The sequence below is a fragment of the Chryseobacterium sp. C39-AII1 genome (assembly GCF_039672645.1).
In the GTDB taxonomy this organism is placed as follows: Bacteria; Bacteroidota; Bacteroidia; order Flavobacteriales; family Weeksellaceae; genus Chryseobacterium.
This window is the reverse complement of record NZ_JBDFPQ010000004.1, coordinates 150,623-166,436: the sequence shown is the minus strand read 5'-3', so window position 1 is coordinate 166,436 and position 15,814 is coordinate 150,623. Positions and strand designations below refer to the sequence as shown.

The following is a 15,814-nucleotide window of genomic DNA, read 5'->3' as shown; positions in this document are numbered from 1 at the left end:
TATGGAATAAAATCTTTATTTAAGTGAAAATTCATAATAGAAGAAAATTTCTCAGCTTTCTAAAGTTTAAGAGAGATTTTCAAAAGTATGGGCTTGAAAAAGCACGAAGTTATGAGCTCATTCTTCATTGGCTAAACAATAGGTTAAGCCGAAATCAGTTTCTTGTACTTTCCGGAATTCTTGTAGGATGCTCGGCGGGTTTGGCAGGGGTTATCCTTAAAACGCTGGTGCATAATATTCACCATTTTATTACGACAAAAGTTCATTTTGAGTATCAGATTCTTTTTTATGTTGTCTTTCCTTTTTTAGGAATTGTTTTGACGACAAGTATCGTTTTAACGATTTTTAAAGGACAAGACAGGAAAGGAATTGGCGCTATTTTATATGAAATTGCTCAAAATTCAAGTATCGTTTCATCTGTAAAAATGTATTCTCAAATCGTACAAAGTGCTATTACGGTGGGCCTTGGAGGTTCTGCCGGATTGGAAAGTCCTATCGCCGTGACGGGAGCTGCCATTGGTTCTAATTTTGCCCAAACCTATCGTTTAAGCTATAAAGAACGTACGCTTTTATTGGCGGCGGGTGCTACGGCTGGTATTGCTTCGGCATTTAATGCTCCGATTGCGGGAATTATGTTTGCTTTTGAAATTTTGTTAACAGGGGTGGTTTTCACAGATTTTATTCCTTTGGTTGTTGCCGCGGTATGTGGAAGTTTACTGTCAAGAATCTTATTGCAGGAAGATGTACTTTTCAGGTTTTATACAAGAGAAGCTTTTAATTATAAAAATGTTCCTTACTATCTTTTATTAGGAATTGTCACAGGTTTGTATGCCAGATATTTTGTTGTTATTTCCCAAAAAGTTGAACATTTTATTAAAGGGGTGAAAATGTCTCGTCTTAGAAAGGCAATGTTTGGAGGTGCTGTGTTATCCTTGCTATGCGTTCTCTTTCCTCCCTTATTTGGTGAAGGATATGAAACTGTAAAAGCCTTTACCAACGGAGATACTCATTTAATTATCGAAAATAGCTTATTCAGATATTTTGAAATTAAAGATTTTACTATTATCATCTTTTTGATCTTAGTACTTTTACTGAAAGCTTTTGCCACGTCTTTCACCATTTTCAGCGGTGGAAATGGAGGAAATTTTGCACCGTCTCTTTTTGCAGGAGGAACGGTGGGATATCTATTTGCCATTGTTTGTCAGCAGATCGGTTTTACAGATGTTCCGGTTACCAACTTGGTATTGGTAGGAATGGCGGGAGCGATGAGTGGTGTGATGTATGCCCCCTTAACAGCTATTTTCCTGATTGCAGAATCTAGTTTTGGATACGACTTATTTATTCCGTTAATGATTGTTTCTATTATGTCTTATTTAATTGCCAAGTGGTTTTCTCCTATTTCTCCCGAACTGAAATCATTAGCCGATCAAGGAAAAATTTTCACAAATAAGCATGATAAAAATTTATTATTTTCATTAAAAACAGAAGATTTTATTGATAGATATTCTCAAGCCATTAACCAAAATGCACCAATTACAGAATTATTTGAACTGATAAAAAACGGAGATAAAAATATTTTCGCTGTTATTGATGAAAATAAATCTTTGAAAGGCATACTTACTTTAGATGATGTAAGACCCTATCTTTTTTCAAACGATGAAATTTCGGCAACGATAATTCAAATTATGAAAGCTCCGCCTGCCATTATTCATCCTGAAGATCAGCCATTAGAGATCCTTCAGACCTTTGACGATACGGGGATGTGGAATTTACCTGTTGTAAATAACGAAAATAAATTTATCGGATTTATTTCTAAATCAAAAATTTTAACGAGTTACAGACAATTGTTAAAAGAATATTCAGATTAAGATCTATTTCATAAAAACCAAAAGCCGTTCAATCATAACATTGAACGGCTTTTTTATCTAAAAAAAATAATTTACTTTAAAGTATTTATTATTGGCTTACTTTGTTCAAAAGTTCGACCTCATCGCTGCTTAATTGAATAGTGGGAGCAGCAAATAATGTTTCCAATTGAGATTCGCTGGTTGCGCTCACAATCGGAGCCGTAATCAACGGATTTGCCAATAACCAAGCCAATGCCACAGCACCTTGCGTTGTATTATGTTGAGAACTAATTTCATCTAAAGCTTTTAAAACTTCCAAACCTTTAGGATTAAGATATTTTCTTACGCCCTCCCCTCTTTGGCTTTTTGATAAATCAGCTTCATCACGGTATTTTCCGGTTAAAAATCCGGCTGCTAAAGACCAATATGGGAATACGCTTAAACCAAATTGATCGACCAATGGAGCATAATTAGTCTCAAAACCTTCTCTTTCCAGCAAATTATAATGAGGCTGAAGCGCAACATATTTCGGGAAATTATTTTTCTCGGCCACTTCAAAAGATTCTTTCAATCTTTCAGGAGAAACGTTTGAGGCTGCGATATAACGCACTTTTCCAGCTTTTACAATTTCATCATATGCTGATAAAGTTTCCTCGACTGGCGTTTTATTATCGTCGAAATGCGTGTAATAAATATCAATATAATCGGTCTGAAGTCTTTGCAAAGATTCATCCACAGATTTTAAAATATGTTTTTTACTGATATCAAAACCATGCTCTTTAGTTTCAGAGCCTACTTTTGTTGCGATGACCAAACCGTGCCTGTTATCACGGCTTTTCATCCATTTTCCGATAATTTCTTCAGACTGACCGCCTTTTCCGTTCACCCACCAAGAGTAAGTATCAGCCGTATCTACAAAGTTAAAACCTCCCGCGATAAATTGATCCAGAATATCAAAAGATTGTTTTTCATCGAGCGTCCATCCGAACACGTTTCCTCCAAAATTTACTGGTGCAATTGACAGATCAGTATTTTTTATTTTTCTTTTTTCCATGAGAATGATTAAGATTAAAGAATTATTTATTGAATAGCTTAAAGGTAACGAATAATATTTTTGATTAATGGTTTAATCTCTCTATTCTATTAATAATTTTTCTCAATGAAAAAAGACCAACTTTTCAAGCTGGTCTTTCTATTTTATAATTGTTGATTTCATTAAATCTCTCCCATCACATACATATTTTCCATGGTTGGGATGGTACTTCCGCCCTGTTTTTCCAAAGTGATTGCAAAGGCCTGAGCATTAGAAATATTCGCTAAAGCAATTTCGCTGTCTTTTTCATGCGTGTACATTCCTGCATTTACAGGTTTTCCATCTTCAATAGCCCAAAGTTGATATTGCATACCATCAGGTGCTTTTGGAAGACTTTCGGCGGTAAGATAAACATCTTTGGTCTTTTTATTCCAGAAAACCATGGCCTTAGAATCGGTATGTTTTTCAACACCTTTTAACATCACCATTTCCATATTCGGATCAGTTGCCATATCCATCTTACGATTCATTTTCTGCATCGCCAAATCCTGAGATTTCTTACGATTGTGCATATCCGCAATCTCGGTTTTCATTTTAGATTGATTGCTCATCCAAAACATATTCCCTCCTACACTTATTAAAAATAAAACAGAAGCAGCAATAGCAAAGGTTTTCCAATTATTATTTCCCTGAATTCTAATTTCTTCCTGAGGTTTTGCAGCCGGAATATCTGCCGAAACTGCAGGTTTCACTTCTTCAACAATCTGTTCCTGTTGAATTTTATTCCAAATCTTTGATTTTAAATCGACTGGAGGTATCACAGACTGAGCTGTAGCCAAATCTTCTAAAGTTTTCTGCGCTTCTTCAAAAGCTTCTCTTACTTCAGCATTGTTCTTCATCACACACTCCAAAATCCCCGCCTCTTCAGGTGAAGCGTGGCCTAGAATATAAGATTCTATAATTCCGGATGATATGTATTCTTTAGTGTTCAATTTATTGATAGTCTTTTAACAAATCCTTTAATTTCATCAGTGCGTTTCTCATTTTGGTCTTTACCGTTCCCAGCGGGATCTTCAGTTTTTCGGATATTTCATTTTGAGTATATCCCTGATAATAAGCCAAATCAATCAACTCCTGTTTATCGACTTCCAGTCCTTCAATTACTTTATTAAATCCGATAAAATCAGAAGAATTATTTGTTGTCGAAAGCTCTGCAGAGTTATATACGAAATCCGGAAGCGATTGGTTTTTAAGCTCATTCTGAAAACCTTTAGATTTTAAATAATCAATAGCGGTATTTCTTGCAATATTAATCATCCAGGTATAAAACCTTCCTTTTGATGAATCGTATTGCTGAATGGAATTCCAGATTTTAACAAAAACATCCTGAATAATTTCTTCTGTATATTCTTTTGACTGAACGATTCGGAGAATAATACCATATAGCGCACCAGAATAGTGGTCATACAAATAATGAAAACCAGATTCGTTTCTCTCTTTTAGTAAAACGATGAGCTCCTCTTCCGAATAGATTGTTTTAATAGTGAGTATTTTTCGTTTCAAATGTAATGAAATATTCCAAATTAAAAACAATTTTTAAACCAAATTTCAATTCTTCAATAAAATTAAACAGACGTTTGCAATTTCTCTGCCTAAAGATTTAATTTTTAATGATTTATTAATTTCCAAATAAAATCCCATGGAAAAACGAAATTTATCAAACTGATTATCAATTAGTTGAAAATAATTTAATCTTTTTTAAATCTGAATTAAAACCAGCCTCGTAAATGACATTAACAACGAAAAATTTAAACAACACTTAAAATTTAATACAATGAACACAAGATCAAAAATTGCAGTAGCAGGAATGATGGTTTTATCATTCGCTTTCAGTGGAAATTTAACTGCACAAACGATGAAAGAAAAAACAGTAATGGTTGGCGGAGCAGCAATGTACCCTTCAAAAAACATTATTGAAAATGCTGTTAATTCAAAAGACCATAAAACATTGGTTGCAGCAGTAAAAGCAGCAGGTTTGGTTGAAACTTTACAGGGAAAAGGTCCTTTTACGGTATTGGCTCCAACGGATGCGGCTTTTGCAAAATTACCAAAAGGAACGGTAGAAAATCTGGTAAAACCTGAAAACAAAGCTACGCTTACAAAAATCCTTACTTATCATGTGCTTCCTGGAAAATTCAATGCTAAAGAAATTTGGGCAGCCGTGAAAGCCGGAAACGGAAAAAGCATGATGAAAACAGTAGAAGGCGAAGAACTTACTTTCTGGACCAAAGGCAAAGACCTTTATGTGAGAGACGCGAAAGGAAATGATGCTAAAGTTACTATTGCAGATGTAAATCAGTCAAATGGTGTGATTCACGTGATCGACACTGTTTTAATGCCTTAGGGCTTATTAGTTGTTGGAACAGCATAAAATAATATGCTGTTCTTTTCTTCATCAATAATCAAACACTTAAAAAATAATATTATGAAAAGAACAACAATTCAGGTTTCTAATCAAGGAGCAACACTTGATACAGGAAGACGAAATTTCTTAAAACTAAGTGGTGTTGGATTGGCTATTGCCGGACTCACCCTTATTGGATGCGATGATAATGACGATTTTAACTTTATGGATAATGATGTTTTTGATCTGGGATCAGGAGATGTAGGTATACTGAATTACGCCTATGCCCTTGAACAGTTGGAAGCCGATTTTTACACCAAAGTAGTTAATAATTTTTACAGTGGCATTTCGAGTATTGAAAAGGAATTATTCACAGATTTGTACCATCATGAGGTAATTCACAGAGATTTTTTCAAAGCGGCTATCAGCGGAGCCACTTCAAATGTACTACCCAAGCTTGAGTTTCAATATCCAAATGTAAATTTCAATGACAAAAATTCTGTGCTGGCTACTGCAAAAGCATTGGAAGATACTGGCGTTGCAGCGTATAACGGAGCCGGAAAATACATAACAAATCCTACCTATCTGGTAATTGCCGGAAAAATAGTTTCTGTGGAAGCTAGGCATGCTTCAGCAATCAGAAACCTAATAAATCCAGGAACAGCAGCTTTCTCAGGAGATGACGTGATAGATGCCAACGGATTGGATCTTGCCAAAGAACCAAAAGATATTGTTGCCGCGGCAGGAGGGTTTTTCAAAACTCCTTTTACATGGAAAGAACAAGGAATCGGCTAAATTATTCACCATTAAATCTATTATTATGAATATTCTAAAATTACTGGATAAACTTTCTAACGATAAATTTTTCACTACAGAAACTTCACGATTAGAAACAATTACGAATCTTTCTTCAGCTGGTAAAAAAGCTGCTGTAGCATCCATCCCTTTTGGATTGGGAGCATTAATGACGACTTCTGCTAAAGCAGAAACGGTAACCACTACAGATTCTAGCTTATTTAAAAATGCTTTGACGGATGCACTTCAATTGGCTTTAGTCCTTGAATATCTTGAAAATGAATTTTATGCCATGGGATTGGCCGCGGGAACATTAATTCCTAACGGAGACCGAGCAGTTTTTATGCAAATTTCAAAACATGAAGCAGCCCACGTCAATTTCTTAAAAAGTACTTTAACTTCTTTAGGAACGACCCCGGGAGCAAAACCTACTTTTGATTTTACCGCAAACGGGAGCTTCTCCCCTTTCACAGATTATAGTCAGTTTTTGGTTCTGGCTCAGGCTTTTGAAGATACTGGAGTTAGGGCCTACAAAGGCCAGGCAGGAAATGTGATGTCTAATAAAGCTGTTTTGCAGGCTGCATTACAAATTCATTCTGTGGAAGCAAGACATGCCTCTCAGGTGCGAAGAATGCGTGCTAACAAAGGCTGGATAGAACTTGCAGACGGCGGAAATATGCCTCCTGCAACAAATGCCGTGTATGCTGGCGAAGATGTGACCAATCAGGCAGGATTCAATACTGCAACGGCTTTTGGAGCTGCAGCAGGTTCTGCCGCGTATGATGAAATTTTAACAGGAAGCGATGCTCAAACCATAGCATCTTTGTTTATTGTATAGTGATATTTAATATTAATGTTTGGTAAGAATCCTTTCTAGTTTTGAGAAAGGATTTTTGTTGAAAATAAAAAGACTGACATTAACGTCAGTCTTTTTATTCGCTTTTTTATTCTGCTTTATTTTTCAGCGCCATCAAAAGCCCATAAGCTCCTTTCTGAACAATCTTTTTATCTTTCAAATTATCCGCTTTTAAAATTTCTGTGAATTGATCATCAGAAATCCCTACGTTTACAGGAATCATCTTAAATTTCTTGTTCCCTAAATCTTCAAAAATATAATTTTTACTCTCAAAAGAAACCACAGATTCATTAGGTAATCCAATCGTAAATCTACTGTTTATCGTCACTTCTGCATTAATGTACATTCCTTTGATGAACTCAGGATTTGATGCTGAAAGTTTTGCGACAGCAATTGACGAACCGCCATTTTCAATACTCGGAACAATACTTACAATTTTTGCAGTCGATTTTTTATCTGGATTTTGATTGTTATAAACTAAAATTTCCTGTCCGATTTGCACGTCATTTACATCATTTTCAAATACTTTTAATTCAAGCAATAATCCGGTTGGATTAATCAATTCAAACAAAGTATCAGAAGGATTAATATATTGTCCATTATTCACCAGAATTTTGCTCACAAAACCACTGAAAGGTGCATAAACATTAATTCTACTTCTGATATTGGATGAATTTAAACCTTTTGCATTAATTCCGATAATTCTTAATTTTTCCTCCAAACCTCTCAACGTTGCATTCAATGTTGAATAATCTGCCTGAGCGGTTTGCAAAGTTTTATCACTGGTCGCTTTGGTGATATTCAAATCTTTTTGACGGCTTAAATTCAATCTTGCAGATTCCAACTGCGCTTTCGTCACCAAATAATCCTGTTGAAGCTGAATAAATTGCGGATCTTCTACAACAGCCAAAACCTGTCCTTTACTGAAATGACTTCCATTAATCACATTAATCGATTTGATATGACCGCCCATAATGCTGGAAACCGAACTGATATGAGACGGCGCAATTTCCACTTTACCATTCAGGCGAACCCGTTTTTGCATTGTTTTTTCCTGAATGGTTGTTGTCGTTAAACCAATCGATTCCAATTGCTTATCCGACATTTGAACCGTATTCTGGTTTTTTTCCTTGAATTTTGTGTTTTCATACACCGTTTTTTCTTCCTCTTTTTTTCCTGAACAGGAAGATAAAATCAGAATTACACTTAAACTGAAGATTGAGATATTTTTAAGATACATTTCGCTTTTATTTTGATAGTAAAAAATTAAGTTCTGCACCGATTTGGTTGAGTCTTTCGAGATTATCAATGTAATCAACCTTTGTTTTCACTGCCTGATTCGTCAGGATTACCCAGTTCAGATAATCGATTTCGCCGACTTCTAATTGTTTTTGAACCGTTTTTAAAATGGTTTCAGACTTTGGAAGCTGTTTTTGCTCATAATTATCAACGATTTTCAGTTGATTGGTGTAATTATTAATTTGCTGTCCGAATCTGTTTTTCAGTTCAATTTCTTTTAATTGATATTGATTTTCTGAAATCGCCACTTTTGCTTTTGTCGCTTTTGCCAAAACTCTCTGACCTTTCGTAAACAAAGGAATTCCAACGCCGACCTGAACCGCATTAAAACGATTGTTATTCAGATTTTTCATACTTTGATTCGTATATCCGACCAATAAATCCGGCAACAACTTCGATTTTTCAAGTTGCGCTTCTGCTTCATTAACTTTAATTTGTTGATTTAAATATTGTAATTCAGGATGTTGCTGAAGCATTTCTTCCGAAACCTGAAGATTAACATTCATAATCGGTTTGTCCGAAACAGGTTGAAATTTTTCTTTGGACTGAAGCAATAACTGAAGCTGAAGTTTGGCAATATTTAAATCATTTTCAAGCATATTCAACTGAGTTTTTGCCTGTTCGTTCTGAATTTCTGCGGTTGATTCTTCTAGAATATTGGTTTCACCTTTTTTCAGTCTCAAACTCGCTTTTTCAGCAAAACTGCTGTACAGTTTGCTGATATATTCAATCACTTTTTTCTTTTCCTGAAGCGTAAGAATTCGGTAAAAAACATCGGAAACTTCCTTTGTTAATTGCGCTTTCGTCAAATTTTGATTGATGACACTCGCATTCCATTCTGCATCCAACATTTGTTTTCTTTTGGTATAAACCGTCGGAAAACTGAAACGTTGAGAAATAGAGAAAGAATTATCAGTTTCAATTCCATTAATTTGTCCGATTTGCGCACTGACTTCCGTTTGTGGAATATCAAGATAACTTGCCTTTAATTTTTCCTGATATTCAGAAATTAATTTTGAGTTTTTTAAAGTTCCATTTTGCTGAAAAGCTTTTTCCAAAGCCTGTTCGTAGGTAATATTTTCCTGCGCATTTATCATTCCGAAAGACATCAGAAATAAAAATGCGGACAGTTTTTTATAATTGTTTGAAAATTTCATTGTATTTATTTTTAATGTTATGAGCGCTAAGATTTTTTTAATTGAGACTTTTGATTTTTCGTTCGCAAAGGCGTTTCACTCAGCCAAGATTTAGTTTCTTTTGAACTTTTTCTTTTTACTGATTCGTTCAAATAAGACGTAAAGAATCGGTAAAACGAACAAGGTTAAAAGTGTTGCCAACATCAAACCTCCGATAACCACAGTTGCCAAAGGTCGCTGAACTTCCGCTCCGGCTCCGTTGCTGATCGCCATTGGTAAAAATCCTAATGAAGCCACAAAAGCGGTCATCAAAACTGGACGAAGACGGATTCTCGTTCCTATCAAAACAATTCGGCTTAAGTTCGTGACACCATCTTTTTTCAGTCGGTTGAATTCTGAAATCAATACAATTCCATTCAAAACAGCTACTCCGAAAAGGGCGATAAATCCAACTCCTGCGCTGATGCTGAAAGGCATTCCTCGTAATGCTAAAAAGTAAATTCCACCAATTGCAGATAACGGAATTGCGGTGTAAATCAGCAAACTATGTTTTACAGAACCGAAAGCGAAGAACAGCAATAAGAAAATCATCACCAACGAAATCGGAACGGCAATTCCTAATCTTGCTTTAGCTTGATTTAAATTTTCAAAAGCACCACCGTAAGAAATCGTGTAACCTGCAGATAATTTCAAATCTTTGTTAACCTTTTGCTGAAGCTCTTCTACAATACTCTGAACGTCTCTTCCACGAACATTGAAACCAATGACAATCCTACGTTTTGTATTCTCTCTCTGAATCTGATTCGGACTTTCTTTTAATTCTACCTTCGCCAGTTGCGACAAAGGAATTTGCTCTCCATTCGGAGTTGGAACCAACAGATTTTGGATGCTTGAGATATCTTTTTTATGCTCATTATCCATTCTTACAACGATATCAAATTTTCTTTCGCCCTCGTACAAAACACCCGCAGTTTGCCCAGCAAAAGCCATATTGATGACTCTGTTGATTTCTGCAACGGAAATATTGTAACGAGAAAGTTCAGCCCGATTATAATCAATCACAACTTGCGGAGCACCGACAACAGGCTCTAAATACAAATCCTGAGCGCCATTAACGGTTGAAATAATTCCACCTAATCTTTTAGCATAAGTCGCCAAACTGTCTAAATCTTCGCCATAAATTTTACAAACCACATCCTGTTTTGCTCCCGTCATCAATTCATTAAAACGCATCTGAACCGGAAACTGAAAACTAGCAGTAAGTCCCGGAATAACTTGTAATGCTTCGTTCATTTTATCAGAAAGTTCAGGGAACGAATGTGCTGAAGTCCATTCTTTTTTCGGTTTTAAAACAACAATCATATCACCACCGTCCATCGGCATTGGGTCGGTTGGAATTTCTCCACTTCCGATTTTCATCACGACTTTCTCAACTTCCGGAAATTGCTTTAACAAAATCTTAGCGGCTTGTGTTGTCGCTTTTTTCGTTTCTTCAATATTACTTCCCTGAAGAATTCTCATCTCAACGGCAAAATCACCTTCCTCCAGAGACGGAATAAACTCTCCCCCCATTTTTGACAATACGAAAACTGCTCCTGCAAACAAAATAATAACGGTTGCAATAATTGTTTTTCTGAATTTTAAAGCTTTAATTAATAGCTTCTGATGACCGATTTCCACTTTCGCCATCACTTTGTCAGAAACATTATCTTTTGTTTTTTTCTTTCGGCTCAATACCAAAGAACTCATCATCGGAATGTAAGTTAATGACAATAAAAACGCTCCAATCAAAGCAAAAGCAACGGTTTGCGCCATTGGTTTGAACATTTTTCCTTCAATCCCCTGAAGCGTAAAAATCGGCAGGTAAACAATTAAAATAATGATTTGTCCGAAAACGGCACTGTTCACCATTTTTGTTGCGGAACTTGAAACCTGACCATCCATTTCAGCTTTTGAAAGCATATTGTCTTTTCCGAAATGTTTTTTGTGGGCTAATTGATGCAAAACCGCTTCTACGATAATTACAGCACCATCGACAATCAATCCGAAATCTAAAGCTCCAAGACTCATCAAGTTTCCTCCGACTCCGAAAATATTCATCATAATAATGGCAAAAAGCATTGCCAAAGGAATGACTGAAGCAACCAATAAACCCGCTCTGAAATTTCCAAGAAATAAAACCAAGATGAAAACGACGATTAAAGCACCTTCCATTAAGTTGGTTTTTACAGTACTAATCGTGTTATTTACCATTTTAGCTCTATCTAAAAACGGTTCAATCACAACGCCTTCCGGTAAAGATTCCTGAATTTTATCTAAAGTCTGCTTGATGTTTCCAACAACTTCATTGGCATTTTCGTCTTTCAACATCATAACAATGGCTCCGGAAACTTCGCCTTTGTCATTATAAGTCATTGCTCCGTAACGGGTTGCAAAGCCTATTTTCACCTGAGCAACATCTTTAATATGAACAGGAATTCCTTCTTTTGTATTGGAAACCTGAATATTTCCAATGTCTTCTGCACTTCCTAAAAGTCCTTCACTTCGGATGAAAAGAACGGTTTCTTTCTTTTCGATATACGCTCCACCTGTGTTTTGATTGTTTTTTTCAAGTGCATCAAAAACATCATTAATGGTAATGTTAAAAGCCTGAAGCTGATTGGGATTGATAGCAATTTCGTACTGCTTTAATTTACCTCCAAAACTACTGACATCGGCAACGCCCTTTGTTCCTAATAATTGTCGGCGAAGCACCCAATCCTGAATGGTTCTCAGTTCGGTTTCGTCATAAATATGTTCGTAACCTTTTTTAGCTCGAACAACATATTGAAAAATTTCACCTAAACCTGATGAAATGGGTCCTAATTCCGGTTTTCCGATACCTGCTGGAATATTTTCCTGAACCAATTGCAGTCGTTCCTGAACTTGCTGACGAGCCCAATAAACATCAGTATCATCATCAAAAACAATCGTTATCAACGACAATCCGAAACGTGAAAAACTGCGGATTTGAGTAATTCCGCTGATATTGCTGGTTGCCTGTTCGATAGGAAAAGTTACGAGACGTTCGATGTCCGCAGCTCCGTATGAAGGCGCAACAGTAATTACCTGAACTTGTGTACTTGTGATATCAGGCTGTGCATCGATGGGAAGTTTTGTGGTTTCATAAATTCCAAAAAGAATCAGTCCTATGGTAAAAAAACCGATAATGAGTTTATTCTTTACAGAAAACTCAATAATTTTATTTAACATAAAAATTTATTAATTGAATTAAATAGAAATCAACTGCTTTAGAAAAAAATCCTAAAACATTGATATTTAAGTTAAAAATCAATTAACAAAAGCGCGGTGGCTGAAAAATACGGGAAAGATAACTGCTGGAAAAGTCTTTTTCCTGATAAACAGTTGGTTTTTGAGATATGATAATCTCTTTTATTTTTTCGATGTGAAAAATAATTACGGGAAGTTGAGCGTGAACCATCAAAACAACCGGCGGATTGATAAAAGGAAGCTTTTGATCCGTATCCCAATCTGCATCTTTCTTGTGATTATCATAATGTTCCACCAAAAATTCAGAAACAGTTCCCTGATATTCCATTAAATGCTCTACAAATAAAGGCACTTTCAACACTTCACCAACATTGGTTGTTGCAAGCACATAAATCATTGAACATACTATGGAAAACCATCTCAACATGGCCGCAAAGATAGGGCTTAAATTTTTTTTGAAAGAAAAATCTATTGTTAAATTGCCATTAAATATGATTTTATTCTATGATTAATTTTTCAAGTTGCTGATAAAAAGAGTCTTTACTGTAATCTGCCATTCCGGTATGTTTCAGTCTAATTTTACCATTTTTATCAAGAATTACAGTAGTCGGAAGCGAACCGTTGTAAATTTCTTGAGGAATATTTCCATTTGAAACCCAAAATGGAATGCTATATTTATTCTTTTCTAAGAATTTTTTTCCGGCATTTACATCATCATCAAGATTTATGGTTAGGAATTCTACATTCTGGTTATCTTTATATTTTTCATATATTTTCTGAATAGACGGAAATTCTGCTCTGCACGGCGGACACCACGATGCCCAGAAATTAATAAAAACGACTTTGCTCCTGAAATCCTGAGTTGAAATACTTTTACCATTTATATCCCGCACATTAAAATCAGCAGCAGTAACGGATTCTGTTTTATCTTCAATTTTTGAATTCAATAATCCTGTGGAAACAATCTGTTTCATTACCCATGTTTTAACATCTTTGTTCACTAAAAACAAAAAGAAAAAGACGAAAAAAATAATATTTACAGCATTTTTTCTTACCCAAAACCACGATTTTTCCATACTTTAAAGATAATTATTTTACTGAATACTTTTCGCAAAGTCACTCGGTCTGCAGTGCATCACTGAAAGAAAACTTCTCGTGTAGGCCTGCACACTTTTATATCCTACCTCAAAAGCAATCTCTGAAATCGTAAGATTTTTTGAACTCAGAAATTCCAGACTTTTGATAATGCGCAGCATCTGTTGATATTTATTGAGGGTAATCCCGGTTTCAGTTTTAAAAATACGTTCCAAAGTTCTCAATGAGAGTATGGCAAGATCACTGAGATCTTCCATTTTAAAGTCCTGGTTATAATGATGATGAAGGTATTCCATTACTTTAGAGAGCCGCTTATCTTTTGGCAGCGTGAGATGTAATTGTAAAGAATTAGCTACAAAGTGGGGAAGTTCATTAAAAAGAGCCTTTAAAAAAGTAGATTCATCCGAATTATTTTCTAAACTTTTAGACCACTTTTCGGAATATTTAATCATTTCCTTTAAAACAGGCGGAACGGAGAAAATTTTCTCCTGATGGTAAAAATCTTCATTACTGTCGATATCCGAAAACATAATCATCAGTTTAATTTTTTCTGAATGGGCATTCGTTTTATGCACTGCATTAGGCGGAATCCAAGCGGCATGATTTTGTGGAAGCAGATAAATTTTCTCTTCAATCGTTAAATACTGAAAGCCGCTTTCAACATAAACTAGCTGTCCTTTTTTATGAGAATGAAGAATATCATCGTGCTCCCAATCATTTTCAAACCAAACAAAATAGGGCTTTTTTAATTCATCAATTATATTATCATTATTCAAAATAATGTCGTTTTAAGTTAATATTTTGACAAATTTAAATAAAATTACAAAACTAATTTTGCTGTAGAAATTTTAACATATGACAAAAAACGAAACAAAAACAAATATCTCTTACATTTTACTTTTGGTAAATATTTTAATTGTAATATTGGTATCCAGTAATTTACGTTCACCTATTACTTCTGTTTCTCCGGTTTTAAGCGATATAAAAACCACATTGGGACTTAGCAGTTTACAAATCAGCATGCTTACCTCTATTCCACTTTTTATGTTTGCCACCTGTTCGGTATTAGTAAGCCGTTTTTCTCATAAGCTGAGCATAAACAGATTGCTGCTTTATTCATTAATCATTTTAAGTTTCGGATTATTTTTAAGAGTTATGGGTTCTCTTTCAACCTTATTTTTGGGCTCGGTTTTTATCGGCTTAGGAATTTGTATCGGAAATGTGGTAACGCCAGGCTATGTTAAAAATAATTTCCCTAAACAGATCGGACTGATGACAGGGATTTTTGCTGTTTCAATGAATATCAGCGCAGCATTAGCATCAGGATTTAGCATCAACATCGGAAAATGGACAGGCTTTGGGTGGCGAGGTTCGTTGGGAATATGGCTTGTTATTTCATTATTGGCAATAATTGTAGTCATCATCGAAATGATTTTTAATAAAAATAAATTGCAGGAAGTAAAATCGTCGATCAGCAGTTCAGATTTTAATATGTTTAGATCTTCCCAAGCGTGGAATATCAGCATTTTCATGGGATTACAATCACTATTTTATTACTGCATTATGGCCTGGCTTCCGGCATTTCTCACGGATCATCAGATGAATGCTGAGTCTTCCGGCTGGGTTTTGTTTGTCATTCAGATTACGATGCTTCCTGTCACTTTTGGAGCTCCGATAATTGCTCAAAAGATGAAAAACCAAAAGGCTATGATCGTTTTTATCTGCAGTTTGCTGCTGATAAGCACCTTAATGTTTGCTTTCCTGAAATCAGAATGGATTTATGTAAATGCAGTATTCATAGGATTATCAAATGGTTTGTCATTCAGTCTTGCGATCTTGTTTTTTTCGTTAAGAACAAAATCGAGCGCCAATGCGATCAAAATCTCAGGGATGGCGCAGTCTGTAGGGTATTTAATTGCCGCTTTTGGTCCGCCGGTTTTTGGAAAACTTCACGATTGGGATCCGACCTGGAAAACTTCTTTCTATTTCCTTTCTTTTGCCGTAATAGTTATGCTTTATTTTGGAATAAAAGCGGGAGGAAATAAATTCGTTGAAGATTGATATTTGATTTAAATAATA

General features: G+C 35.4%; 14 protein-coding genes. 5 read left to right on the top strand and 9 right to left on the bottom strand.

Annotation, left to right across the window (positions count from 1 at the left end; all coding sequences use genetic code 11):
* The first annotated feature begins 23 nt into the window (after positions 1–23).
* Entirely contained in the window at positions 24–1,868 is a 1,845-nt protein-coding gene (locus ABEG63_RS08775; RefSeq protein WP_346584195.1) for a chloride channel protein, read from the top strand.
* 88 nt (positions 1,869–1,956) lie between these two features.
* On the opposite strand, the gene ABEG63_RS08770 is transcribed toward ABEG63_RS08775, so the two are convergent.
* The 3 genes from ABEG63_RS08770 to ABEG63_RS08760 all read right to left on the bottom strand — a co-directional run bounded on the left by ABEG63_RS08770 (position 1,957) and on the right by ABEG63_RS08760 (position 4,443).
* Entirely contained in the window at positions 1,957–2,901 is a 945-nt protein-coding gene (locus ABEG63_RS08770; protein ID WP_346584194.1) for an aldo/keto reductase, read from the bottom strand.
* 161 nt (positions 2,902–3,062) lie between these two features.
* Positions 3,063–3,872: an anti-sigma factor gene (locus tag ABEG63_RS08765; protein WP_346584193.1), complete on the bottom strand. Its 810-nt coding sequence runs from the start codon at positions 3,870–3,872 to the stop codon at positions 3,063–3,065.
* 1 nt (position 3,873) lies between these two features.
* Positions 3,874–4,443, bottom strand: coding sequence for a sigma-70 family RNA polymerase sigma factor (locus ABEG63_RS08760; RefSeq protein ID WP_346584192.1), 570 nt, complete (start codon positions 4,441–4,443; stop codon positions 3,874–3,876).
* Positions 4,444–4,714: 271 nt separating this feature from the next.
* Between ABEG63_RS08760 and ABEG63_RS08755 the strand changes: the two genes are divergently transcribed.
* The 3 genes from ABEG63_RS08755 to ABEG63_RS08745 all read left to right on the top strand — a co-directional run bounded on the left by ABEG63_RS08755 (position 4,715) and on the right by ABEG63_RS08745 (position 6,917).
* Positions 4,715–5,284: a fasciclin domain-containing protein gene (locus ABEG63_RS08755; protein ID WP_267403074.1), complete on the top strand. Its 570-nt coding sequence runs from the start codon at positions 4,715–4,717 to the stop codon at positions 5,282–5,284.
* Positions 5,285–5,365: 81 nt separating this feature from the next.
* Positions 5,366–6,079, top strand: coding sequence for a ferritin-like domain-containing protein (locus ABEG63_RS08750; protein ID WP_346584191.1), 714 nt, complete (start codon positions 5,366–5,368; stop codon positions 6,077–6,079).
* Between the two features lie 25 nt (positions 6,080–6,104).
* Positions 6,105–6,917 carry a ferritin-like domain-containing protein gene (locus ABEG63_RS08745; RefSeq protein WP_346584190.1) on the top strand — a complete coding sequence of 271 codons (813 nt, stop codon included), beginning with the start codon at positions 6,105–6,107 and terminating at the stop codon, positions 6,915–6,917.
* Positions 6,918–7,023: 106 nt separating this feature from the next.
* On the opposite strand, the gene ABEG63_RS08740 is transcribed toward ABEG63_RS08745, so the two are convergent.
* The 6 genes from ABEG63_RS08740 to ABEG63_RS08715 form a co-directional block, all read right to left on the bottom strand.
* On the bottom strand, positions 7,024–8,175 hold the full coding sequence (locus ABEG63_RS08740; protein WP_346584189.1) for an efflux RND transporter periplasmic adaptor subunit: 1,152 nt from the start codon (positions 8,173–8,175) through the stop codon (positions 7,024–7,026).
* A 7-nt stretch (positions 8,176–8,182) separates the two neighbouring features.
* Positions 8,183–9,391 carry a TolC family protein gene (locus ABEG63_RS08735; RefSeq protein WP_346584188.1) on the bottom strand — a complete coding sequence of 403 codons (1,209 nt, stop codon included), beginning with the start codon at positions 9,389–9,391 and terminating at the stop codon, positions 8,183–8,185.
* A 90-nt stretch (positions 9,392–9,481) separates the two neighbouring features.
* Complete coding sequence (locus ABEG63_RS08730; RefSeq protein WP_346584187.1) at positions 9,482–12,622, bottom strand: CusA/CzcA family heavy metal efflux RND transporter; 3,141 nt, start codon at positions 12,620–12,622, stop codon at positions 9,482–9,484.
* Between the two features lie 82 nt (positions 12,623–12,704).
* Complete coding sequence (locus ABEG63_RS08725; protein ID WP_267403068.1) at positions 12,705–13,037, bottom strand: hypothetical protein; 333 nt, start codon at positions 13,035–13,037, stop codon at positions 12,705–12,707.
* Between the two features lie 100 nt (positions 13,038–13,137).
* A complete protein-coding gene (locus ABEG63_RS08720; RefSeq protein WP_346584186.1) occupies positions 13,138–13,614 on the bottom strand; it encodes a TlpA disulfide reductase family protein in 477 nt (158 codons plus the stop codon).
* Positions 13,615–13,734: 120 nt separating this feature from the next.
* On the bottom strand, positions 13,735–14,511 hold the full coding sequence (locus ABEG63_RS08715) for an AraC family transcriptional regulator (RefSeq protein ID WP_346584185.1): 777 nt from the start codon (positions 14,509–14,511) through the stop codon (positions 13,735–13,737).
* Between the two features lie 79 nt (positions 14,512–14,590).
* On the opposite strand from ABEG63_RS08715, the gene ABEG63_RS08710 reads away from it, so the two are divergent.
* On the top strand, positions 14,591–15,796 hold the full coding sequence (locus ABEG63_RS08710) for an MFS transporter (protein ID WP_346584184.1): 1,206 nt from the start codon (positions 14,591–14,593) through the stop codon (positions 15,794–15,796).
* Positions 15,797–15,814: the final 18 nt, after the last annotated feature.